At 59.1% G+C, this 24,243-nt stretch carries 21 protein-coding genes; 7 read left to right on the top strand and 14 right to left on the bottom strand.

Features of this window, described 5'->3' with window-relative positions; translation table 11 throughout:
* Positions 1-34: 34 nt before the first annotated feature.
* The 7 genes from AC2FLO_RS15860 to AC2FLO_RS15830 all read right to left on the bottom strand — a co-directional run bounded on the left by AC2FLO_RS15860 (position 35) and on the right by AC2FLO_RS15830 (position 8,318).
* Positions 35-2,743, bottom strand: a complete 2,709-nt coding sequence (locus AC2FLO_RS15860) for a DUF2339 domain-containing protein (RefSeq protein ID WP_496753066.1) — start codon at positions 2,741-2,743, stop codon at positions 35-37.
* Positions 2,744-2,823: 80 nt separating this feature from the next.
* Complete coding sequence (locus AC2FLO_RS15855) at positions 2,824-3,303, bottom strand: DUF2269 family protein (RefSeq protein WP_496753067.1); 480 nt, start codon at positions 3,301-3,303, stop codon at positions 2,824-2,826.
* Complete coding sequence (locus AC2FLO_RS15850) at positions 3,303-4,619, bottom strand: SDR family oxidoreductase (protein ID WP_496753068.1); 1,317 nt, start codon at positions 4,617-4,619, stop codon at positions 3,303-3,305. The genes AC2FLO_RS15855 and AC2FLO_RS15850 overlap by 1 nt, the downstream gene beginning before the upstream one ends.
* A gap of 76 nt (positions 4,620-4,695) precedes the next feature.
* On the bottom strand, positions 4,696-5,406 hold the full coding sequence (locus tag AC2FLO_RS15845; protein WP_496753069.1) for a VIT1/CCC1 transporter family protein: 711 nt from the start codon (positions 5,404-5,406) through the stop codon (positions 4,696-4,698).
* Between the two features lie 62 nt (positions 5,407-5,468).
* The gene (locus AC2FLO_RS15840; RefSeq protein ID WP_496753070.1) at positions 5,469-6,458 is read right to left on the bottom strand and encodes a YcjF family protein; all 990 of its coding nucleotides are present in this window, start codon (positions 6,456-6,458) and stop codon (positions 5,469-5,471) included.
* Positions 6,451-6,906 carry a GNAT family N-acetyltransferase gene (locus tag AC2FLO_RS15835; RefSeq protein ID WP_496753071.1) on the bottom strand — a complete coding sequence of 152 codons (456 nt, stop codon included), beginning with the start codon at positions 6,904-6,906 and terminating at the stop codon, positions 6,451-6,453. Before AC2FLO_RS15835 ends, AC2FLO_RS15840 begins: the two co-directional genes overlap by 8 nt.
* Entirely contained in the window at positions 6,903-8,318 is a 1,416-nt protein-coding gene (locus AC2FLO_RS15830; RefSeq protein WP_496753072.1) for a YcjX family GTP-binding protein, read from the bottom strand. The genes AC2FLO_RS15835 and AC2FLO_RS15830 overlap by 4 nt, the downstream gene beginning before the upstream one ends.
* Positions 8,319-8,425: 107 nt before the next feature.
* Here AC2FLO_RS15830 and truA point away from each other — a divergent pair, with 107 nt between their 5' ends.
* The gene (gene truA, locus AC2FLO_RS15825) at positions 8,426-9,193 is read left to right on the top strand and encodes a tRNA pseudouridine(38-40) synthase TruA (RefSeq protein ID WP_480586071.1); all 768 of its coding nucleotides are present in this window, start codon (positions 8,426-8,428) and stop codon (positions 9,191-9,193) included.
* A 1-nt stretch (position 9,194) separates the two neighbouring features.
* Here truA and AC2FLO_RS15820 read toward each other — a convergent pair whose 3' ends face one another.
* Genes AC2FLO_RS15820 through AC2FLO_RS15810 form a run of 3 tightly spaced genes read right to left on the bottom strand, consistent with a single transcriptional unit; the run spans position 9,195 to position 11,616 of the window.
* Entirely contained in the window at positions 9,195-10,109 is a 915-nt protein-coding gene (locus tag AC2FLO_RS15820) for a nickel/cobalt transporter (RefSeq protein WP_496753073.1), read from the bottom strand.
* A complete protein-coding gene (locus AC2FLO_RS15815; protein WP_496753074.1) occupies positions 10,094-10,768 on the bottom strand; it encodes a DUF1007 family protein in 675 nt (224 codons plus the stop codon). Before AC2FLO_RS15815 ends, AC2FLO_RS15820 begins: the two co-directional genes overlap by 16 nt.
* Positions 10,769-10,812: 44 nt before the next feature.
* Positions 10,813-11,616: a thioesterase family protein gene (locus AC2FLO_RS15810; protein WP_480586061.1), complete on the bottom strand. Its 804-nt coding sequence runs from the start codon at positions 11,614-11,616 to the stop codon at positions 10,813-10,815.
* 231 nt (positions 11,617-11,847) lie between these two features.
* Between AC2FLO_RS15810 and AC2FLO_RS15805 the strand changes: the two genes are divergently transcribed.
* A complete protein-coding gene (locus AC2FLO_RS15805; RefSeq protein ID WP_496753075.1) occupies positions 11,848-12,783 on the top strand; it encodes a 2-hydroxyacid dehydrogenase in 936 nt (311 codons plus the stop codon).
* Positions 12,784-12,798: 15 nt separating this feature from the next.
* Here the strand turns inward: AC2FLO_RS15805 and AC2FLO_RS15800 are convergent, their stop codons facing one another.
* Positions 12,799-13,107, bottom strand: coding sequence for a hypothetical protein (locus AC2FLO_RS15800; protein WP_496753076.1), 309 nt, complete (start codon positions 13,105-13,107; stop codon positions 12,799-12,801).
* 224 nt (positions 13,108-13,331) lie between these two features.
* Between AC2FLO_RS15800 and AC2FLO_RS15795 the strand changes: the two genes are divergently transcribed.
* The 3 genes from AC2FLO_RS15795 (at position 13,332) to AC2FLO_RS15785 (ending at position 15,640) form a co-directional block, all read left to right on the top strand.
* On the top strand, positions 13,332-14,165 hold the full coding sequence (locus AC2FLO_RS15795; RefSeq protein ID WP_480586052.1) for a bifunctional allantoicase/(S)-ureidoglycine aminohydrolase: 834 nt from the start codon (positions 13,332-13,334) through the stop codon (positions 14,163-14,165).
* 111 nt (positions 14,166-14,276) lie between these two features.
* Positions 14,277-14,600, top strand: a complete 324-nt coding sequence (locus AC2FLO_RS15790) for a hypothetical protein (protein WP_496753077.1) — start codon at positions 14,277-14,279, stop codon at positions 14,598-14,600.
* Positions 14,601-14,653: 53 nt separating this feature from the next.
* Positions 14,654-15,640, top strand: a complete 987-nt coding sequence (locus tag AC2FLO_RS15785; protein ID WP_496753078.1) for a type I glyceraldehyde-3-phosphate dehydrogenase — start codon at positions 14,654-14,656, stop codon at positions 15,638-15,640.
* Between the two features lie 36 nt (positions 15,641-15,676).
* Here AC2FLO_RS15785 and AC2FLO_RS15780 read toward each other — a convergent pair whose 3' ends face one another.
* Positions 15,677-16,612 carry a LysR family transcriptional regulator gene (locus AC2FLO_RS15780; protein ID WP_496753079.1) on the bottom strand — a complete coding sequence of 312 codons (936 nt, stop codon included), beginning with the start codon at positions 16,610-16,612 and terminating at the stop codon, positions 15,677-15,679.
* 332 nt (positions 16,613-16,944) lie between these two features.
* Here AC2FLO_RS15780 and AC2FLO_RS15775 point away from each other — a divergent pair, with 332 nt between their 5' ends.
* Positions 16,945-18,750 carry an autotransporter assembly complex protein TamA gene (locus AC2FLO_RS15775; protein ID WP_496753080.1) on the top strand — a complete coding sequence of 602 codons (1,806 nt, stop codon included), beginning with the start codon at positions 16,945-16,947 and terminating at the stop codon, positions 18,748-18,750.
* Entirely contained in the window at positions 18,747-22,835 is a 4,089-nt protein-coding gene (locus AC2FLO_RS15770) for a translocation/assembly module TamB domain-containing protein (RefSeq protein WP_496811723.1), read from the top strand. The genes AC2FLO_RS15775 and AC2FLO_RS15770 overlap by 4 nt, the downstream gene beginning before the upstream one ends.
* Before the next feature lie 22 nt (positions 22,836-22,857).
* Here the strand turns inward: AC2FLO_RS15770 and AC2FLO_RS15765 are convergent, their stop codons facing one another.
* Together AC2FLO_RS15765 and AC2FLO_RS15760 are read right to left on the bottom strand one after the other, a co-directional pair.
* Positions 22,858-23,379 carry a thioesterase family protein gene (locus tag AC2FLO_RS15765; protein WP_480586038.1) on the bottom strand — a complete coding sequence of 174 codons (522 nt, stop codon included), beginning with the start codon at positions 23,377-23,379 and terminating at the stop codon, positions 22,858-22,860.
* Between the two features lie 10 nt (positions 23,380-23,389).
* On the bottom strand, positions 23,390-24,178 hold the full coding sequence (locus AC2FLO_RS15760) for a cyclase family protein (protein ID WP_496753082.1): 789 nt from the start codon (positions 24,176-24,178) through the stop codon (positions 23,390-23,392).
* Between the last annotated feature and the right edge of the window lie 65 nt (positions 24,179-24,243).

Genomic DNA, 24,243 nt, shown 5'->3' with positions numbered 1-24,243 from the left:
GTCATACATGGCCGCGCTTATAAGACGCCTGCCTTCAATGGTCCAGAGGTTCCGGCCCATGCGGCGAATGGCGCAGCTTGGCCCAGCGATTCAACCATGCCAGACCGGCCAACCCAAGCCCCAGCGCCAGCAGTGAGAACACGCGGATCAGCCCGCCCAGACCGGCAATATCGATCAGAAAGACCTTGGCCACCGCCAGCCCTATCACCACCAACCCCGCCTTGCGCATCACATCCGAACCGCGTGCCAGAGATTGGTAGAACAGCACCGCCCCAACCAGCAGCAGAACAAGGGTATATGTATAAAGCTCGGGCTGCGTGACGCCGTTACCTTCAAACATGCCTGCTGCTCCCTGCCAGACATGGCGGATAGTCAGGCCAAACCACACAGCAATCAACGCACCCGCAATGGCGTAGCTTGCCAGCCTGATCTGCTTTGGCATGTCCTTGATCCGCCAGGCCGAGAATCCAATGGTCAGTGCGGGCACCAGATAGGCAAGGACAAGGGTGTTCAGAACCGGTGGGCCAAGCACCGGGTCGGCGTTGGGGTTCAGAAGCGGGTTTTGGTCGGTCAACGCCAGGGTCAGACGGAACACGCCATGACCGGCAAAGAACGCCGCCAACACGTACCGTGCATAATTCAGCTTGCCACCCAGCCCAAACCTCTGAACCTGAGCGAAGGCCAGCAGCAGCCAGATGACCGCCAGCAGGCCCAGACCCCAATGGCTGTTGTCGGCCCCGCCTTCACCGAAACCTTCAAGCCACCGCAGTAGCAACAGGGACAGCAGAATGCCTCCTGTCGCCCAAGCCGCGCTTTCCAGCAACAGTGCTGCAACCGGCCGCTGCAAGGGACGCAACAGCCACCAGCCAGCCACGAAACCCAACGTGGCCGCGCCATAGACCATCGCCATTTCGGGAAGCGGGGCCGCGTTGGCCCAGTCCAGACCCGGATCAAGTACCAAGCGTACGGTGACGGTAAAGACACCGGCCCAGATAAACCAACTCATCTGCGGCAAGGTGAACCTGCGATCCAAGGCTGCTGCTGCGACGACACTGGCCACCAGCGCAATCGTCAGCGCGACCGAACTGAGCACAATCACGCAAGCAAAGACCAGACAGGACAGCGCCGACAACGTGGCCAGAGCGGCCCGCATCCGGTCATCGCCATCGGCGCGACCAAAACGCCCGGCCAGAACCACCATCAGAACTGCCAGGACAATCGCGTGCAGGGCCCAAGCGTACGCACCGATAACCGTGGCAGGATGCCAGCCCATTTCCAAAGCGATAGCCAGCGCGGGTGCAAAAACTACAGCGCCCCCGGCCCAGATTGCACGATACTGGTTTGCCCTGAATGACCGCCATGCCATCAAAATCGACATGAGTGCGCCCAAAGCAACCAGCGCGGTGGCTGCCCTCGGAAAGTCGGCCTCGGGCGTCTCGGCATAAGTGTCAGCGAAGCTGCGCAGAACTGCGCCGTATTCCAGACCGTGAGAGGCAACAAAAAACACAAGGCCCGTCGCAGGTAGCACGGTCAGATCCTGTAACGCGGGCGCATCCTTGGCCCACAATAGCAGCGCCAGAAGCAGGGCGGACAGCAGGCAGACACCCAACCAGAATTCAGCCGCTGAGTCTGCCCAATGCCAGGACAGGATTGCTGTGCTGGCCGCAATCACTCCGGCGGCGAGCCGAGTTGGAAACTCGGGCCAAGGGCGGGTTCCGGGGGTGCGGATCACCTGAGACATCATGCGCCCTGCATGATCCGGCCAGACGCGCCGCACCGGAATGGCCGTCGCCAGAAGTGCCAATATTGTAGTCGCGACCAGATATCCCGGTTCCGTATTCGGAGCGCCACTTATCAAAAGCAGGTTTGCCGCATAAACCCCGACCAACGTCAGAACCGAAATCCACGCCCAACGCCGCACCGTGTCGATACCCAGCCCCAAAACGGCAACCAAAAGAAAATAGGCATAGAGCCACGAGGGATCGTCAGATGCGCCTCCAACCAGAAAGGGTGCAGCAAAAGCTCCGATCAGTCCAACCGCAGCCAACAGCGGGCCGTGGAACCACCCCAGAATAAGACCAACAAGCGCGACAACGACCATCCCTGCCAATGCCGTCTCGGCCCCGATCAAACCATAGAGCTGCCGCGCAGAAAGGATTGCCCCGAACAAGGTGACAAGGCCGGCCCCGGAAAAGACCGATGGCAAATAGGCAGTGGCCACCGCTTCGTCATCCCCGAACCTGCGGCGCAGAACCTCGCCCCCGACAATCAAAGCCGAGCCGAAACCAAGCGCGGCGAAAACGCGGGCCGTCGGAGGTAACAATCCATTCTCAACGCCATATTGCACGAGGAAAATTCCGGCCAATGCCAGCGACAGGGCCGAGACCGCGTAAAACCAGTTCTCACGCAGCCACGCGCCCAGCGCAGCAAACCTGTCATGGCGAAATACAATTGCAGGCGTAGCGGCGTCGGTGTCTACATCTTCGGCGCTTTCGTCTTCCTGTCGCTTTGGCGCGGCCCAGGGCCCCGGGCTGTGAACCTGTTCCTCTGCCACAGGTTGCGGTGCTGGTGCATCCTGTTCCGGTTGCAGCGATGCAAGCGCATCGCCAGACGCCAACGTATGAATCTGCGCTTCCAGTTGTTCGACCCGGCGACGCAATCGGGAATACCCGACCAGAAGTGCAATCAAGGTCACCGGGATGGCCAGAACAACCAGGCCAATAAGAACAAGCAGCGTTTCCAACCGAGTCTCTCCGATCCGTAATTTCGGCCAAGCTATCTTGTGCTGTCGGTCAGCAACAGTCAGGAAAGCCGTGACAAAGTCTAAAGTACCGAAGTCGCCGGACGGGCGATCATCAGCCAAAGGATGGTCAAAACCGCCAGAAATGCTGGAACCCCGCAAGCAAACCAGAACCTAAACAAGCGGTAATACTCCGGTGGCAGTTGCATTCCCCGCTCTGCCGCCGTTCGCGCGTGGTCGCGCAACCGGATTTGAACCCAAACCACCGGCAACCAGAACAAGCCCGTCAAAACATAAAGCACCAGAGACAACACGATCCATCCTTCGCCCAAAGACCACCCGATCTGCCAGGCAAGCAGAGCTCCGGTCACTGGTTGCAGGATGACAGCGGTCGTGGTGAACAGAAGGTCGGCCAGTACCACGATACCCGCCGTATGGGCGATGACGCGCGGGTCGTTTGTCCGGTGCGCCATCAGCATGAAAAAGGCGATCCCTGCCCCGGTTCCCAGCAGCACACATGCACCGATGACATGCAGCCATCGCAAGATCAGTTCAGGGTCCATCAACGGCTCTCAAACAAGGGCAACGCCACAAGCGACAGGATCATCGCGGGCAGGATTTTCACCAGCGGCCCCAGCGGGTCCAACCACAAGTCTGGCATCGTGACCGAAGCGGCAATCAGGTAGAATATGGCCACAGTCAACTGCGCCACACAGGCCCGCGCCGCCCATCGGCGCCACAGGATGGCCAGACCAAGTGCTATGTCGATCAGGGACCAGAACACAACGCTGGTCACCGCCAAGGCGGATGACCACCCCGCTTCGACCAGCATACCAGAAGCCGTGGACAAACCCGCCAGCCCAAACAGGCCCGACAGCAACCAGAACAGGCTGAGTGTTGCAACGATCAGCGGCATCAATAGCGCCATCCGCGCAGTCAACCGATGCTCGCGCGCGCAAGGCAGCATGGCGTAGACCTCAGGCAAGGCGGCATTTCCGCGCCCGGCCGCTGCACGATAGGGGCCAGGGTCGCCGATCACGCCATCCGCCATGACCGTCATCGCCGTGCTGCGCAGCGGAGACCGCCAACCCAACAAGGCCAAACAGTCGGCAATGGTCGCAACGGCTTTTGTCAGGGCAGGCGGCAAGATTACATGAAAGCGCACGGCAGGAAACCCAAGCCACTGTCGCGTGCAGCGCACCACGTCCGACAAACTATACGGGGTATCCTCGACCAGATCGTAATTACCCTGCGGCAGACGACCGGCAACGGCAGCAATCACCACGTCACACAGATCGGGCATCCCGATGCATTGAACAGGTGTATCGGGGTAAGCCAGCGGTTGAACAAAAGGAACAGACGCCAGCATTCGAAGCAACGCCGTTCCCCCATAATCCGTTTGCCCGATAACAAGCCCCGGCTTTAGGATCCAAAGTGTTACGCCCGATGCACGCAAAGCGGCATCTCCGCGTGCCTTGCTGCGCAGGAAATGCGTGCTGGCGTCCGGCTCTGCCCCGATGGCCGAAAACTGAACAACGCTTATGCCACCTTCCGCGCAGGCCCCTGCAAGGGCTGCGACCGCCAAATGGTGCACCGCTTCAAGGTTGTCCTGCGCGTTATCCTGCAAAGCCCCAGCGCAATTCACCACGACATCGACGTCGGCCAGCAGGTCCTGCCAATCGTCCTTGTGCAACAGATCGCGCATATCGCCCTGTTTCAGAAAAACCCCCGGCAGGACCTTTGCCCCTTGGGCAAGATTGCGCCCCATGCCCTGAACCGTGGCACCCGCGGCCGACAATGCCCGAGTGACGGCGGTGCCGATGAACCCATAAGCACCCAGAACCAATACGTTCTTTCCAGAAAGCTCGTGATCTGCCATCGGCCTTTGTACCTGTTTTGCGCCACTCTACCTATCCGGGAAGTTTTGACCAGTCGCGACCACCGTGCTGCGACATTTATGGATGGAACAGAGACCCGACGAGATACGCGATCAGTGCCGCCAGACCACCGATCAACAGCGTTTCGATACCTGACCGCCACCAGGGCGCCAATGACCACCGGCTTTTTAACGCACCAATCGCAAAGAAGACCCCCATTGTCATCCAGACCGACATCTCAAAAGCGTTTTCCACCGACGCCAAAAACGGCAACAGCGGGATCATCCCGGCCACAAGGAACGCGAAAAACGTGGCCAACGCGGCTTTCATCGGATGTGGGTCGACACTGCCCAGCCCATATTCACCCTCGATCATCAGGTTGACCCAATGTTCGTGGCTCGACGTGATCGCGGCGGTGGCTTCGTTCAGAATTTCCCCTGACAACCCTTTTTGCGACAGAATTTCACGGACCTCCTCGCGCTCGCCGTCGGGGTAGAGTGCGATGTGGCGTTCCTCGATCGCCCGAATGCGCCGTATGTTGTCCAGTTCGGCCTTGGTGCCCGAGTAATTCCCGGCAGCCATTGAAAACCCGTCCGCCAGAACGTTTGCCAAACCAAGTGCCACGATAACAAACGGGGAAAGACCCGCCCCCGCGACACCGGCGACAATGGCAAACGTGGTGACGGAACCATCAATGCCGCCATACACAACGTCGCGTAACACACCGCGCCCGGGCGGAGCGTTGATCCGGTCGGCAATTTCCTGCGGACTGTGACCGTGATCCGTCATGGTTTGCTCCTATTTTTCACAGGTAGAGTGCAGAAGGGTGTGGTCCGACGCTTTGCTCTGGATCAACCCTTGGAGAACAGACCCTGCAAGGCCCGTTTAATGATGCCTCGCGTGGAAGGTTTGTGGCGTTTTGAGAACGGCAAGGGGCGACAGACCTCCATCGCGGCCACGCCCACTCGGGCGCTGAGCGCACCGTTGACCAGACCTTCTCCGAACCGTCGGGACAATTTGCTGAGAACGGACCCGCCCAGAACAGGTTCCAGCAGATCGTCACCAACGGCCACCGCCCCAGTTGCGACCAGATGCACAAAGACGGCACGGGTCAGACGCCAGCTTCCCAGCGTGCCAGCCCGCCCCCCGTAGATTTCCGCAATGCGACGGATCATCCGCAGGGACGCGGCCAGAGCCGTTACAACATCCGCCAGTGCCAGCGGGACCAGAGCGGTCACGGTGGCAACCTGCCGTGCTGCGGCCTCAACCTCACGGCTGGCAGCGGCGTCGAGCGGGGTCAACAATTCATCCTCGGCAAGGTTTAAAAGCGCCTCGGCATCGAACTGTTCCCCCATACGCTCGGACAACCGCTCGCGACCCCAGCGGGTATCCTCGCGCCCTTTGTAGAATGCAATGATGCGATGTGTGACGGCACGCGCCTGAGCCAGGTCTTCATCAGCCAATGCAATATCCGCTGCACGGCGCATCCCATCAACGCGGGACAACCGCCCCAAAGCCGCGAGCTCGCGCAGCGCGATGATCACCACCACCAGAACCAATGCAGCCAACAATCCGGCAACGATCCAACCCAGAACGGGCGTCCGCGCCACCAGAGAGGTTGCAAAATCCCAGGCGGCCACCGATATGGCCGCCCCGACTACGGAAAGCGCAAGCCCCCAGAACCAGCGCGCAAGGGCCGAGGGCTTGCGGGCCGCCAGTCGGGCCGCGCTTTGCATCGCCTGCCCCTGAGGCGGCACAATATCCGGCACCGGTTTTGCCTGCGCGACATCAGCAGCGGGTTCATCATCGTCAAGATCGATCAAAACCGGACCTTTAGCCATTTGTCGTATCCCAGCTGTGCCAGACAAACCTTATGTCCGGCAGGTTTTCATCGTTTTCTGCCCCATCGCTGCGCGCCACCTCGGCAAATCCGTTTCGCTCATAGAACCGACAGGCACGGGAATTATCCTGAAACGCGTATAAGCCCAGCCGCCGCTGGCTTGCTTTCGCGTGATCCATCAATTGCTGACCAATCCCCTGCCCCCGAGCTTGCGCATCCAGATAAAGTGAATGGATTTCACCTCCATTCAGCGCCAGAAACCCGACCACGCCCGTCTCTGCCTCGGCAACAGTGACCCAGTCCTGATCAATCATCCGGCCGCAAAAGGCGATGGTTTCAGCACAGCTGTGCAATTCGGGCATCCAGTCGTTTTCCAAAGCGAAATCGTGCAGGATCGTACCGATTGTGCCGGCATCTGTGGTGCGTGCGGGGCGCAGTGTCGCGATCATAATCTGTCTCCGATCAGAAACTGCGCTGCACGATCCAGTCGAATATGCGGGGGGCCGTCACCAGGTTTCAGGGTTAGTTTTGCCGGCGCAAAGGCCATGAACCCATAATCTTCGTTCAACCAGCTCTCCGCCCCATTTCGCGCCGGACCCAACAGATGCGCTGGATCCTCGGGCAATTGTCCGGGATAAAAAGCAGCCTGTTTGCCGCTGTCCAACAAAGTGCCACGCACGCATGGCAGTTCGGTTCCGCCATGGCTGCGTATCTCTTCGGTCGTTGCACGCAGCGAGGCCAGAGACAGGGCCGCAGTTCGGGCCCCGGCGAAATTCGCACGATCGCGTGCCTCGCGCGTCAAAGCTTCGATAATCGCGGTCAGGCGGGGATGCTGCGTGTGGTGCAGGTGGTCCGCTTTTGTCGCTGCAAACAGGATGCGCTCGACCTTTTTGCCCAACAAAAGCTGGCTCAGCCATGCGTTCCGTCCCGGACGAAAAGCCGACAGGATATCAGCCATCGCGCGGCGCATATCTTCAACGGCCTGAGGACCTTTGTGAATTGCGCCCAGCGCGTCAACCAGAACCACCTGCCGGTCAATCCGCGAGAAGTGATCCCGAAAAAACGGTTTCACGACCTGAGACTTATAAGCTTCGAACCGCCGTTCCATCTCGCGCTGAAGGGTCCTGCGCCGCGACGGGCCAGTGATTGCCAACGGTGCAAAGGTCAGAACCGGAGATCCCGCCAGATCACCCGGCAACAGGAAACGTCCGGGGGTACAGTCGTAAAACCCGGCATCGCGCGCTGCGTTGAGGTAGGCGGTGAACGACGCGGCCAGAGCTTGTGCGGCAGGTTCGTCGTGCCCTACCGACGGGTCTGTATCTTGGACCAGCGCCAGATACGCGGCAGCCTCGGCGCGGGTCGTAATCCGTGCCAGTGTTTCCTGAGACCAGTCTGCGTAAGACTTGTCCAGCAAGGCCAGGTCCAGCAGCCATTCACCGGGGTAGTCGACAATATCCAGATGGACCGTGCGCAGCCCCTGCAACCCGGCAAGCAGCCCGGCAGGACGGGCTTTGAAGGACAAGCGCAATTCTGACACCGCACGCGTGCTGTCTGGCCAATGCGGTGTCTGTCCCGTCAGGGCGGACAGGTGCGATTCATAATCGAACCGGGGCACAGTGTCATCCGGTTGGGGTTGCAGAAAGGCGGCATTGATTCGCCCCTCCTGCTGCGCAACCAGCCCGGTCATACGGCCCCGATCCAGCAGATTGGCAACCAACGAAGTGATGAATACTGTTTTACCGGACCGCGCCAAACCGGTGACACCCAAACGGATGACCGGCTCGAAAAATGTCTCGGACACGCTGTCGCCGATACTTTCGACGCCACGCGCAAGACTGTCTGCCAGTGAAGAGATGACCAATCCGCCGCCCCGCAATTTCCCTTTTGCCCAAGATAGGTAGCGGTCGCGACACATACCAGCGCTTTCGCCCCCTTGCCCGATCCTACGCTGCGCTGTACCAGCGGCACATGCCCAGATATGCGTTGAAAGTTGAATACCAGGGGGAACCGTTTGCCGGATGGCAGCGGCAAAAGGATCAACCATCTGTACAAGGCGCCATCGAACAGGCCCTGTCCCGTATTCAGCCGGGCGACCACACAATTGCCGCAGCGGGGCGCACGGACGCCGGTGTTCACGCACTGGGGCAGGTTGCCCACTGCGACATGGCAAAGGAATGGGACCCGTTCCGTCTGTCTGAGGCGCTGAACTATCACCTCAAGCCTCTCCCAGTGGCCATCGTAAAGGCCGCCCCCGTGACCGAGGATTGGCACGCGCGGTTTTCGGCGGTTGAACGGCAATATCTGTTCCGCATCCTGATGCGCCGGGCACCCGCAACCCACGACCGGGGACAGGTCTGGCAGATTAGCCACCAGCTGGATGCCGACGCCATGCAGGAAGGGGCAAACAAGCTGCTGGGCCGGCATGATTTCACCACGTTCAGGTCGTCGATCTGTCAGGCGGCCAGCCCGGTCAAAACCCTGGATGAACTGCGCGTTGAACGGGTCGCAGGCTTTTCCGGCCCCGAGGTTCATTTCCACGTGCGCGCCCGGTCGTTCCTGCACAATCAGGTGCGCAGCTTCGTTGGCACTCTGGAACGCGTCGGGGCCGGAGCATGGACCCCGGAAGATGTGCGTGAGGCTTTGGAGGCCGCCGACCGCGCTGCCTGCGGGCCGGTATGTCCGCCGCACGGACTGTATCTGGCGCGGGTCGGATACCCGGAACCGGTGTTCGACTGATCTAAACCGCGCGCAGAAGCAACCCGCCTGCAATCACCGAAATGACAAGTCCCGCCACCAGTTCGATGGAGGGTGCCAAAACCGACGCATAGCGCGTGGCCGAAGCCGAAGCCAGCAGCCCGCCGCGCAGACCAAAAGACGTCCATCCGACCAGCGTAGTCACAGTCGCCGTGCCAAGCGACATGGCGAAAGCACCCGCGATCCCCACCATGGCGATGCCCATTTGCCACGTCAGGATCAGTACGAACAAGGCACCGGTACAAGGCCGCGCAGCTATGCCTGCGATCAAGATCAGGGCTTCGCGCAACGTGCCCACATTTGCGACCTCGTCCGCGGTTGGACCATGACGATGACCGCACTCCGCGCAGGCTCCGTCATCATGATGGTGCTGATGGGCGTGATCGCAAGGGACATGCTTTTTTCGTTGTCGTGCGAAATTGCGCACAGCCCGAACAACCAACCATAGCCCAATCAACGCAATGGCTCCGTAGCTGATCGGAGCCATGACCTGTTCGGTCGCCCCAACAAGGCTTTCGCGGGACATCTGAAAGACCAGCACCCCCGCGTAGACCAGCACAACCGCCGTCACCGCCTGACCAAGACTGGACAATACGCTGATCGCGGACAACCGCCAGAAGGCGACGCGCCGACCCAGCCCGTAGCCGCCGATCAAAACCTTCCCGTGGCCCGGGCCCACAGCATGAAAGAATCCGTAGGCGAAACAGACAGTCAGAAGCGTGGCCACCGCCTGAGGCTGTTCCGCGCGCGCTGCACGCAAGGACCGTGCGATCTGGTTCTGAAAGTCCCGCTGCTCTCCGGCTGCCCAACCTGCCAGACTGTCAAACCCACCACTGCCCCAGAACCAAAGCAGCAAACCAAAGGCCAGAGCGACCGGAACAATCAGGAAACGGGACATGAAATGAGGACCTCAGTCGCAAAGCTCTCACCAACCAAGGGAATATCGTTTTCCTCCAGGTCGTAATCCGCGTCCAGTGTCAACAGAAACGCCTGCATCTGTGCAAGCTGCCCGTCTATGTCAGGGTCGTTACGATCCATCTGGCAAGAATCCGGGCCCGTCACGGTTACAGGGCGCGTTATCTCATAGGCCGTATAGAAGGACTCATCAAATGCCTTGGCGGAAAGCCCTGTGGCAAGTATCGCTTCGTCTTCGACCGCCCGCAAATGGGTGGTTACAATCCGCCCGTCTTCCGTTGTCGCGCTGGGCTGTATCGGGCGGGACAGAGCCACCGGTGTTCCGTCTTTAGTGAGCACGAGGTCGCCGTTATATCCCTCGACCCATTGCATATCGAACCCGCTCAGACGTTTTTCTTCGCTTTCCGTCAGAATACCGTCAGCATCCTGATCCAGATTCATGTCTTCCAGAACAAGCAGAGAGTAAAATTCGTCATATGCCCACGTCACCCGGATATGGGTCAGTTGACCGGCCTCATCCACGATGAACTCCAGCCCGGTGTCGATAAAGACATGCGGGTGGGATAGTGCCGGGATCGGCAGGCAACAGGTCATGACGGTGAAGAGCCAGCGCATATGCGCAAGATAGGTCTGACGGGACACGGCGACAACGGCCTTTACACACGCCTGCGGAAACTGGCCGACTTTCAGACTGGTGGGAACAGAACCAGTGTTTGTAGGGCCGTCCCTACAGGACCCTGCGTATCAAAAAGCACCGACTGAGACATGCCGATGCCCGTAGGTTGCCAATGTGAAACCGAACTGGACGCCAGCCAATCTGACACCGGTTCGCGGTGGATATTCACGGTCAGATCGGTGTTCATGAACCCCATCTCCGACGTCGGAGCATTCCACGAGATACCATTGCCGCAATCCGCCAACGGGCACAGTGCCTGAATGGGCGACTGATCTTCGCCGCTCAACAGCTTTGGGGTGCGCATCCAGACCGTTTTGGGTCCGGCACCCTGTTTGCCGTCTATGGGATAAAGGATGTCACTGTAGTGGGCAAACCCCTTCAATTCGTGACGAATCTCGCCGATTGGAAAAGGACCTTCTACTGCGTCTTCCAACTGTGGCGCGCTGGTTTCGACGTTTGCCACCGCGCCCAGATCGCGTCGCGCCAGATGCATGGTGGTGGCCGTGGCGCAGAGTGTGTCATCCAGGTCGTGCACCGTAACCCGTGTGGTCGCCAACGTCTTGGTATGACGCGTGGATTCTGCGGCAACCCGCAACCCGGCCAAGGGCAGAGGGCGCAACAGGTCAACTGTCAGGCGGGTCAGCATCTTTTCGGGGCCAACCTCGGTTTCCGCCGCCCGCACTATCAACCCGCTTACCGGCCCTGCGTGGCAATGATCGGCAGACCATGGACCGCGTGCAGGATCATTTCCGACAAACGCCCCATCCTCGCGCTGACAGAAATAAGTCTGATCCGTGAAGTCGAGCCCTGCCATCAGTCCCCTCTGGTCATTCGTTGCGTGGTGTGCCTCGGCTCACTCATCCCGGTAACCGGTTGCGAAGTAACGTGGTTTCCCTTGCGCGAGGTGAGTGGTATCTTCACGAAACTGTCCTTTTCGGGTTTTGAAACCGGGCTGTACTTTTAGGCACGAGGATGGCTTAACAGACCTGATCCTGTCCACCGCTGTGACGGGACGTCACCACATCACATCCAAGTGGGGTCGCATATGGCGTTGTTGATTGAAACCGGGTTGTCGGACTGGATTGGGGATGAGGAAATCGCCGCCACATTACAGGCCTTGGCGCCCGGTGCAGACATCCGCACACCCGGAACGCTGGGCGACCCCAACGACATTACGATGCTTGCGGTGGTCAGCATGCAAAGCAATCACCCGGCGAAGTTGCCCAACCTGAAACTGGTTCAGAAGCTGGGGGCCGGGGTTGAGACCATAGTTGGCCATCCGGACCTGCCTCCGAATATCCGAGTGGCACGTTTGAAGCCAGACGCGCCTGCTCAGGGCATTGCCGAATGGTTTCTGGCCTATATTCTGCGCGCTCAGCGCCATATGGTTTTTCACGAGGCATCCCAGAGTCGCGCTGAATGGTTGCCGCGCGCGCCTATCTTCACACCTGATACGGTTGTGGGCGTTCTGGGTCTGGGCCATATAGGGGCCCGCACTGCCCGCATGTTACATGCCGTCGGGTTTCAGGTCATGGGCTGGAGCCGCTCACCAAAGTCCATCGATGGTGTCACCTGCCTGCATGGGCAAGACGCGCTGCCTCGGCTATTGGGGCAATGTGATCACGTCTGTGCCATCCTTCCTTCGACGCCGCAAACCGCGGGTTTGTTTGACGCACAGACGCTGGCCGCGATGAAGCCGGGCAGTCAGTTGCTGAACGCCGGACGCGGAAACCTGATTGACGAGGCGGCGCTGATCGCGGCGCTGGATAACGGCTCACCGGGCCATGCCGTGTTGGACGTCACGTCACAGGAACCGCTGCCAAAAGACAGCCCCTTGTGGCGGCACCCTTCTGTGACGATCACACCGCATGTCTCAGGCTGGTATCTGGGGGACGCACTGTCGGATGTGGCTGAGAACTACCATAGGCTCAGGTCCGGCGATCCCCTGTTGCACGAAGTCAGTCGCGACCTGGGGTACTGATAACCAAGTCAGAGATCAGGGCGTCAGGATCCAGTTTCCGTTACCGTCATTGCACCGGCGGGTTCTGATCTCGCGGCTTTGGTCGCTGCCTTCCGGCTGGATGACATGCTGAAGGCCGACGCAGTTGCCCTGAGCGTTTTGCACCCGGATCGTTCCTTTTGAGCCGGTCTCGTCGTTTTGCCAGGACCGTTCCTGCCCTACAGAAGGCGTGCCATTGTTCAAAAGCGCATTCGAGGTTTCACTGACCACTTCAAAGTCTGCCGGGGACAGCCCCATCTCAGCTATGATTCGGGAGAGTGACTTGGCGCCGGCGGAACCGGTCATCAATAGGGCGCCACACGCGGCAATGACGGGTAAAAACTGGGCTTTCATTGTGGCCTCACAGAACTGAAATCATTTACGACCAAGGATATACCTCTGTTTCAGCAGGGCCAAGCCCCAGGGTGCCGACCTTCAAAATATCCCGAACAAACCTATCGCGCGTCAGGACCTAATAGCGCCGCGCCTTTGTCCCCATAGTGCCATTCAAACGATCCCGAGGCACACAAATGACCCATCCGACCTACTTCGCCCCGACCGGCGGCCACCCCGGCCAGAACCAGTTGCTAACCGACCGCGCCATGTTCACAGACGCGTATGCGGTCATTCCCAAAGGTACGATGCGCGACATTGTCACCAGCTATCTGCCGTTCTGGGAAGGAACACGCCTGTGGGTTCTTTCACGCCCGCTCAGCGGATTTGCCGAAACGTTCTCGCAATACATCATGGAAGTGCAGCCCGGCGGCGGCAGCGATCAGCCAGAGACAGACGCGCAAGCTCAGGCAGTGCTTTTTGTCGTCGAAGGAACAGTCACTTTGACGCTGAACTCGGAAAACCATGTGTTGGAGACAGGCGGATACGCCTATATCCCCGCCGGCAGCGACTGGACATTGCGGAACACTGGCCAGACGGCAACCCGGTTCCACTGGGTCCGCAAAGCCTATGAGGCCGTTCCCGGGTTGTCCGCGCCAGACCCGATCATCACCAACGAACGCGATGTGACGCCTGTCGAAATGCCGGGCACCGAAGGCCGATGGTCCACCACGCGGTTCGCAGACCCGCAGGACCTGCGCCATGACATGCATGTGAACATCGTCAATTTCGAACCAGGCGGGGTCATTCCCTTCGCCGAAACCCATGTGATGGAACACGGGCTTTATGTTCTGGAAGGGAAAGCGGTTTATCGCCTCAATCAGGACTGGGTCGAAGTTGAGGCCGGAGATTACATGTGGCTGCGCGCCTTTTGCCCGCAAGCCTGTTACGCAGGGGGGCCGGGCCGGTTCAGGTATCTGCTTTACAAGGACGTCAACCGGCATATGCCCCTGTCCCTGTCGCGCCGCTAAACGCTGGGCTGGCTGGGAATCGCAGTGATCTTTTGCCCCGGGGCTTCACACGAGGGTCGGAATTTGCTGAAATCCAGGTAACTTCTTGTTTTGAGCATTGGAGATTTGTCCATGAAACTGCGCCTTGCCCTGATAGCCGTTGCCACACTCTCTACCTCTGCAATCCTGCACATCGCACCCGCCATTGCGGGGGAAGAGACCAAATCCGTCTTCGTCATGAGCCGCAACTGGGCTGTGACACAGGTCGCAGACGAACCGGTCATTTATCGCGCCACACGCGACAACAACAACCTGAACCCGTTCGGCCCGCCCCCACGCCTTCGCACGACGCAAGCTATTGCTGCCATTCAACAAGCGACGGGCTGCAAGGTGATCTTCAACAGCATGTACCAGAATATCTCGGGTCAGTTCTTTTCTCAGGTCAGGTGCAAGTAAGCTGTTGCTGATCAGGCATTGAGATCGACCCGACGCCCTGCCATAGCTTGCGCATGAAACTCGCGATAAACGGATTCGGCCGCATTGGCCGCACCATCCTGCGGCAGGTTCTGACCCTGCCCGAAGGGTCGGATATCGAGCTGGTGCTGATCAATGACATCGCGCCGCTGGAGACCTGTGCTTACCTGTTCAAATACGACAGCACCTTCGGCCCCTATCCCGGCGATGTGTCACAGGGCGATGCTACGCTGATCGTGGATGGACGCTCTGTTCCTATGACCCAAAGTGCCGATCTGACACGCGTTGACTTGTCTGGCGTAGACGTGATGCTGGATTGTACTGGGGTCGCGCGCACATCCGACGTGGCGCGTCGCGGGTTATCTGCGGGCGCCAGCAAGGTCCTGATCTCGGGCCCTTCGCCCGCGGCCGACATAACCGTCGTTCTGGGGGTAAATGAAGATCAGTTGGGCAGCGCCCGGATCGTATCGAACGCCTCCTGCACAACCAATGGGCTGGCACCACTGGTCAAAGTGCTGGACCACATTGGCGGTGTTTTGTCAGGCCATATGACAACTATCCATTGCTATACCAACAGCCAACCTATGGTTGACGCCCCGCGCGGCGACCTTGCCCGGTCGCGGGCTGGTGCGCTGTCCATGGTTCCGACAACGTCCAGCGCCACACACCTGATCGACGTGGTCCTTCCACATCTGGCCGGGCGCATCTCGGGCGCCGCAGTTCGCGTCCCGACAGCCAGCGTTTCGGCGGTCGACCTCGTGGTCACGTTGGAACGCGGCATGAGGGCCGAGGATTTTGATCATGCTTTGCGTCAGGCTGTTGTCGCGTCACCGGTTTTGGGTTGGACAGATATGCCGCTGGTCTCGTCCGATTTGCGGGCGCGCCCGGAATCGCTGGTCATCGCCGGGCCGGAAACCCGCATGGTCGGTGAAAATCAGGTGCGCGTTTTCGGCTGGTACGACAACGAATGGGGCTTTTCGGCCCGCATGCTGGACGTGGCCCGCCTGATGGCCGCGCCGTGACCGGACTTACCTTTGTACACCCCGTCGGGTCGATGCCTATGGTCTAGGCTCCGCGACAGGGTATTCTGTGACACGAACCACCTTGCTGATCCGTTCAATCATGAAATCCATGAATAGGCGTGCCTTTGGATCCTGATGTCGCCGATGCGTGTATAGGCAGGCCATCTGAACTGAAACAGGCGGAGTTTCCGTCGCAACCGGTACGAGGCGGCCGGATTTCAGGTGCTCGGCCACCTCGAAAACCGGCTTCATTGCAATTCCTTGACCGGACAACGCCCAATCCGTCAGGACATCCCCATCATCACATTCAAACCGCCCGGACACGGCAAAACGTTTCGGACCATCGGGCGTTATCAGCATCCACTGAAACTCGGTCGCACCCGGAAAGCGCAGATTCAGGCATTCATGCTTGTCGGCAATCAGGTCAGCCCCGGTCTTAGGCATACCGCGCCGCGCCACATAGTCCGGCGCAGTACACAGCACACGCTGGCAGTCGGCAATCTTGCGAATACGCAACGTGCTGTCCTCGGGCTGGCCGATAAAAAACGCCAGATCCAGACCTTCCGTGGTCAGGTCAACCGAGCGATCCGTCAGGCGCAAACGGACATCAATCTCGGGGTATTCCGCAAGAAATTCGGGCACATGCGGAGCAAGCAATCGTCGCCCCACCCCCAGTGGAGACGCGACGAACAACGACCCCCGCGGTGCCTCGGTCAGATGCGTGACCTGAGCCTCGGCCTCGTCCACAGCATCCAAGACCGCCACCGCACCGGGATAGAATGCCTTTCCCTGCTCTGTTGGGGACAGGTTGCGCGTGGTGCGCTGGAATAGGCGCACACCCAGATGGTCTTCAAGCTGCGATATTCGCGCTGATGTCACCGCTGGCGAAATCCTCAGATCTCGCCCGGCCGCAGACATGCTGCCCAGATCGTAAACCCTGACAAAGGTTCGGATGTTGTCGAGATAGGACATTTTTTCGGTTTTTTTGATACCAATTGACAATATATTGGGAATACCGAAGAACCACCCGTTTGCCTAGTGAATTACACAGGGCAGAGGCCAAGGACCGGCCCGGACATTGGTTGTATACTGTTGGCTTTGGCCCCGGACTGCGGCAATTCCGGTCTGCCAATCGAGGTGCGGCAAAGCGATTGTGTCAGCAAAGGCCGGGACAATTCGGCCAAAATGACCCGATCCCGCGTTTATCCCTTTTCCCAATGGCATTCAGATGTTCTAACCTGACACTATAAGACCGTGCATGACACGGTAGCTGAGATTTGGAACTGGGACAGTTGGGGCAATTCATGCAAGGGCGCACGCTGCGAGGCCGTTTGAAGTGCTGGCTGAGTGCCATTGTCTTGGCACTGATCCCGACCACTCTGATGGCGCTGGAAACTTCTCTGACGGCGCCGGGCGCATCCAAGGAACTGGTTGAACGCCTGAAAAAGACATCATCGGTGACAACAGCGGAAGAGCGGGGTCTGGATACGCCACTTGAGATTCTGTCTGCCGCTTTGTCGGATTACCGCACGCTTGTGCAGATCTTGTATGACGAAGGGTATTTCAGCCCGGTTGTCAGTATCAAGCTTGACGGGCAGGAAGCCGCTGAGTTGAGCTCTTTGACAGTGCCAGCACAGATCAACAGGGCCGCAATTACCGTTGAAACCGGACCAAGCTTCAAATTCGGCACGGCCATTGTTCAGCCGCTGGCGTCTGGCACCGAGCTGCCCGAAGGTTTCGCCCCCGGCAAGTTGGCAACGACCGGAGCCATTCAAAAAGCAGGCTCGGACGGTGTGCAGGGGTGGCGGAATGCGGGCCATGCAAAAGCAAAAATTGAGGATCAGACCATTATCGCCCGCCACGCGCAGGCCCGTCTGGATGCGCAGATTGATCTGGACCCGGGGCGCAGGTTGACGTTTGGCAGAATGTTCATCAAGGGCGACACGGATGTACGCCACCGGTCCATCGAAAAAATCGCCGGTTTCCCAAGCGGAGAAGTTTACTCACCAGAAAAAATCCAGAAGGTTGGAACACGTTTACGCCGCACCGGCACGTTCAACGTCGTGTCATTGCAGGAACATGAGACAGCAAACCCCGACGGCACGCTGGATTTCGACGCCACATTCGAAGACCTGCCAAAGCGTCAGCTGACCTTTGGGCTCGAGCTGGCCTCGCGCGACGGTGTCGATGTGACCGCGACCTGGATGCATCGCAACATGTTCAAACGCGCGGAACGCCTGCGGTTTGAAGCCGCGATACGAAATATCGGTGGTTCCGAAGATCTTGATGGGCGGATCGGATTGCGCCTGGATCAGCCCGATCGTCTGGGTCCGGACGACAATACTTTCTGGAACGCGTTGCTTGAGCGCCGCAACACCGAAAACTACAATGTTTCGGTTGCGTCTGTGGCATATGGTGCGCGCCGCACATTCTCTGACACGCTGTATGCCGAAGCCTCGGCTGGATTACAGTGGTCAGATGCTGACGACGCCTATGGAAATGGCCGAAAGTTTAGGTACTTTATCCTGCCCTTCCGCTCGGAATGGGATGAGCGCGACAGCAAAGTCAGCGCCACGCGCGGCTTTTATCTGGATACCGAAGTCATGCCTTTCGTTGGCTTTTCCGGCACCGATACGGGCATTCGCCTGTTTGTCGACGGGCGGGTCTATACCAGCCTTGGAACCGGCGGCAGGGTGGTGCTGGCCGGGCGGGCGCAGCTTGGATCGGTCATTGGCCCACCTGCGAGTGGCGTTACACCTGACTTTCTGTTCTTTTCCGGTGGCGCGGGAACCGTGCGCGGGCAACCCTATGAAAGCCTTGGCATCCCTGTCGGGACCGGTGTCGCAGGCGGCAAGTCCTTTCTTGGACTTTCCGGCGAGATCCGGGGCAAGGTGACAGATTCGCTGTCGTTGGTCGGGTTTTACGACTACGGTGTCGTCGATACCTCTTCCTTTATAGGAAGTGGCGCGGAAGATCATGCAGGTGCCGGTATCGGCGTAAGATATGATCTGGGCGGTTTCGGACCCCTGCGGTTTGACCTGGCCTTCCCGGTAAGCGGTCCCACCGGGGACGGGCTACAATTCTATATCGGGATAGGACAGGCGTTTTGAGACGGTACCTTTCATATCCTCTGCTGATCGCCGCGCTGGCAATCGTGCCTGTGGCCGGACATCCGCAGGAGGACGAAGGCGGCAGCATGATCGAGCGGTTCCTACAGGACACGCTGTCGGGCGACGATCAGAATGTCACCGTCAAAGGCCTGCAAGGCGCGCTGAGTTCACGCGCCACCATTGCCGAGATCACGGTGGCCGATGATGAAGGAGTCTGGCTGACCATTCGGGGAGCGGAACTGGATTGGAACCGGTTGGCGCTGATCCGCGGGCGGTTTTCGGTCAACGCGCTGACCGCACAGGAAATCGACGTGGCCCGTGCGCCGGGCACCACGACCAAAGACACGCCGTCCCCTTCTGCCGAGACCCAGGCTTTTCAACTGCCTGAACTGCCTGTGGCCATCGAAATCGGCGAAATCCGTATTGGCGAGCTGGCATTGGGCAAACCTTTGATCGGTGTCGCGGCGGAACTGGCCGTCAATGGCAACCTGTCGCTGGCCGACGGCACGTTGGACACCAAACTGGACATCACCCGACTGGATCGGGCCGGTGATGAAATCTCTTTGGCTGCGGGTTTTAGGAACACTGACAGCCAGATCGATCTTGACCTTCAGGTCACCGAAGCCGCGGGGGGTCTGATCTCGACCGCGCTAAAAATGCCGGACAGCCCTCCGATCGGATTGACCGCGAAAGGGTCCGGGCCGGTGACGGATTTTACGGCCGATATCGGCCTGAGCAGTGATGGGCAGCCACGGGTGACCGGGCAGGTTCGGTTGCGTTCTGCCCCAACAGCCGCGGCTAGCGCGGAGGAGGGCATCGCCTTTACCGCAGATCTGGGCGGTGACCTGACGCCCTTTGTCGCTGAGAATATGGATACATTTTTCGGCCCCAAAACGCGGTTGATCGTGGATGGGCGAACCCTGCCTGAAGGAGCGTTGGATATCAGTGATCTGGAACTCAGTTCTCAGGCACTGAACCTGAAAGGGGCGTTGCAACTGGCGCCGGGCGGTCGGCTGCAACTGGCGGCCCTGCAAGGACGCATTACGCCGCCAGAGGGGCAAAGCGTCGTCCTTCCGTTGTCAGGTGGCGACACATCGATCGAGGCTGCTCAGGTTTCTGCGTTGTTTGATGAGAAAAACGGCAACCTCTGGGACCTGAGCCTGACCGCAAACGCAATAAAATCCGATACCCTGAACCTGCAACGCGCGCAGATTACGGCGCAGGGAACTTTGGAACAGGGTGACGTTTTGCGGATCGACGGTGATTTGCAGGCTGCTTTGGACGGTATCGACCTGACTGACGATGCCCTGAACACCACCGTTGGCGACCGCATTACGCTGGACGGTATGTTCCAATATGGCAGGGATCAGACCCTGAACCTGTCAGGGGTCGAGATGGTCGGCTCGGACTATGAACTGGGCGTTGATGCCGAGATCAGCGGCTTGTCCAGTGGTTTGGCCGTCAATGGTGCTGCGACGTTGCAGGCGACCGATCTGTCGCGGTTTTCGGGCCTGGCGCAGCTGGAACTGGGCGGTCAGGCCTCTGCCCGGCTCTCGGGTCAGGGCTCTCCGCTTGAAGGCAGTTTCGATGGCAAGCTTGAGGTCGAAGGGCGCGATCTTTCCACAGGGCGCGACGACATTGACCCGGTGATAAGGGGCAACACAACAATCACGCTGGACGCCAAACGCGGAGCGGATGGCGTAACGATCCGGGATTTTACGCTGATCGGCGACACTCTGCGCGCGCAGGCGGATGGCACGGTTACCACCCCTGACGGCAACGTGACGATTGATGGGCAAGCAACAGTCAACGCGCAGGACCTTTCCGTGTTCTCGGGCCTCGCCAAACGTGAGCTTGGCGGTGCGGTACAGGCGAAACTGGACGGCAAAGGCACTGTTCAGACGCTCGAATTCGATGGCACAGCCAGCGTGATGAGCCGGGATGTCAAAACGGGCATGCCCGAGATTGACCCGCTGCTGGTCGGTCGGACCGAGGTCACGTTCGACGGCGCGCTGAGCCAGAAGCAGATTGAAATCCGCGACGCGGTGATCAAAGGCTCAGCCCTTGTGGCAAGCGCCGCAGCAACAATTGACGATCCGACGGATGCTTTGGCCGTGGACGGACAGGTCAGTCTGAACATCCCGGACCTGTCACCCTTTTCAACTCTTGCCGGGCGAGATCTTGCAGGTTCGATCATCGCGGACGTCGCAGGCAAAGGTACGGTTGGCAGCAAGGCCTTTGACGTCAAAGGCAACTTGGCTGCTGATGACATCAAATCCGGCATCAATGCGGTTGACAACCTGATCCAGGGGCGAACGAACCTGACGGTGGATGCGGTGAATGACGAGGCCGGTCTGAATATTCGCACATTCCAGCTGATCGGCACCGCCCTTTCTGCGGATGCATCCGGCAAACTGGACCGCGATGCTGGCGGACTGACCTTTACCGCTGCGCTGGATGATTTGGGGCGGCTGTCGAAAACACTCTCCGGGCCTCTGAAACTGGACGGCAACGTCGCTCCGACACAATCCGGGCTGGAAGGGTCAGCTCATCTGCTGGGGCCAGAGAGTTCCTATGCCAAAGTGGCCGGTACGGTGGACACAAATGGATCCGCCGACCTGGACTTTGATGCCAAGTTCAACCGCATCGAAAGGTTTGTGCCAGAGTTTCCCGGCACCCTTACCGCTGCGGGCAATGCAAAGCGGGACAGTGGCGTTTGGACCATCGACGCCAAGGCGCAAGGTCCCGCAGACATCGTCAGCACGGTTGCAGGCACCTTTGATGAAACCAGCAGCAATGCAGATATTTCAGCGAAGGGTGGCGTAAACCTGGGGATAGCAAACGTCTTCATCACGCCTAACAAGATTGAAGGGTCCGCACGTTTTGATCTGGCCCTCAAGGGCCCGGCTGATCTGGCGTCCCTAAGCGGGTCGATTACCACTTCGGGAACATCCCTTGCACTTCCCGGCGCGGGTCAGACCATCACCGGGATCAACGGACAGGTGGATCTGGCGCAAAGCCGTGCAACCATCTCGCTGAAGGGTGGTGTGCGGGCCGGTGGTGGCTTTACCGTCAATGGACCTGTCGATCTGACGCCCCCGTTCAACGCGCAGATCGCGACAACAATCAACAGCCTCGTCCTGACCGATCGGCTCTTATACGAGACGACTTTGAACGGTCAGATTGCGATGACCGGCGCCCTAGCCGGGAACAGTTCGCTGGCCGGGCAGATCACCTTTGGTGAGACCAATATCAACCTCGCTGCGGCTTCGGGGGCTGTAGGTGCCGCACAGATCCCTGAGATACAGCATGTCAACGAAAGCGGAGCCAGTTTCATCACGCGTGAGCGTGCAGGTCTGGTAGCCACCGAAGACAAGGGGCAACGCACGTCCAGAATAGCGCTAGACATCAACTTGCTGGCACCCAAAGCCGTGTTCGTAAGGGGGCGCGGTGTAAATGCCGAACTGGGCGGCCGGATCTCCATTGGTGGTACGACGACCTCGGTGGTCCCGTCAGGTCAGATTGAATTGATCCGCGGTAATTTCGATATTCTGGGCCGCAGGCTGGCCCTGACCAAGGGCATCGTGACCCTACAGGGTGACTTGACGCCTTATATCGAGTTTGAATCCTCTGCCAGCACCTCGGACGGCACCGCGACCATCGAAATCGCAGGGCCACTGGATTCACCCGAGGTTAACGTGTTTTCCGATCCCGAGCGTCCAGCTGAAGAGGCGCTGGCGATGCTGCTCTTTGGGAACAGGTTCTCGGAAATCTCACCGTTCCTGATTGCGCAGATGGCCGCATCGCTGGCGCAGCTCAGCGGTGCTGGCGGGGACGCGACCAAGGGATTACGCGACTCTACCGGTGTTGATACGATTGATGTTGGTGCGTCAGAGGGTGGCGCGGGCCGACTGGGTGCCGGGGCCTATCTGGGTGAAAACCTCTACACCGACTTCACTGTCAATACCGAAGGCAATACCGAGGTGAACCTGAACCTTGATGTAACCGACAATTTCTCGGTCAAGGGCACGGTTGACGGTCGTGGCGAAACGGGCATCGGAGTGTTCTTTTCAAAGGACTATTAGGATCGCGTCCGACCCCAGCAAACTATTTCCGGCGAATTCCTATCGGTTGGCCGATCTGCGAAGCCGGTTCCAGAGACTTGTGATCCTCCACCATTTGCGCAAGACGCGCCGCTGCCCAATCCGGGTAGGGTGTGGATCGCCCGGTGCTGTGGCTGACATTCATAAAAAGCGCCTCTTGCGTCGCACAAATCTCGTCAGTTTCTGCCAAAAGCATCTGGGCGAAATAATGTCCTCTCTTGCTGTCAGCATCCAGCATACGGAACCTGAAATAAAACGATGAACTGTCTTTGACCTCCTGCACGAAATGCAGATGAGACTGCAGGATGTAAGGCCCCTGCCCCAACGCCTTGACCTGCACCTCGCCCAACCCGAGATGGTCAACCATCAGCTTTTCCAACGCCATGTCAAAGGCGACACCGTAAAACCCGACATTCATATGGCCGTTATAGTCGATCCATTCGGGCCGTACTTCAAAGCCGCGAATTTCCACAGGCGCGGCATACGGGCCATCATGCCCGCCAGGAGGTGTCGAAGTCGGCTGCATTTGGCCCCCTTTACTGTGCGTCTTCATCGTCAAGTATTGCCACGGCCCGGACAAATCCCGCAGAGGCCCCTTTTATCTTGAAGGGGAAACAGGAAATCTCGAACCCGGTGGGCGGCAAATTTTCCAGATTGGTCAGCTTTTCCAAGTGGCAATACCCGATATCCATCGACGCGCGGTGTCCTTCCCAGATAATAGATGGATCTCGGGTCTCAGCGTATTCCTGAGCGGTGAGCGGAAACGGTGCATCCCAGCTCCAGGCGTCGGTGCCGGTGACACGCACGCCACGTTCCGTCAGATAAAGCGTCGCCTCGCGCCCCATTCCACATCCTTTGACCAGATAGTCCGGCGCGCCATAACGTGTCCCTGCCGCAGTGTTGACCACGACGATATCCAGCGGGCAAAGCTCGTGGCCGATGCGCTTCAATTCGGCTTCGACATCTGCCGCGGTAACAACATACCCATCCTCGAAGTGTCGAAAGTCCAGCTTGACGCCAGGGTTCATGCACCATTCCAACGGCACTTCGTCGATGGTTATCGCCCGTTCACCTTTGTTCATCGTGGAATGATGGTGATACGGCGCATCCAGATGCGTGCCATTGTGGGTCGCGATCTGCAACCGTTCGATGGCCCACCCTTCACCGTTCGGCAGGTCTTGCCGTTCCAGACCCGGAAAGAAAGATATGACCTGTTCTGCCGTCTGATCATGGGTCAGATATTCGATTTGCGGCAACATGATTGACGGGTCAGACACGATCCCGGTTTCCAACGGAACGGACAGATCGACGAAACGACGGGCCATTAGCAACTCCTCCACCATATTCCCGGACAGGGTTGGTTGAGCGCAAGCGCCTGTCAAGAAAAGAA

The organism is Ruegeria sp. TASC047 (assembly GCF_059612445.1).
The sequence above is the reverse complement of the archived record's forward strand: the minus strand, read 5'-3'. Positions and strand labels throughout refer to the sequence as shown.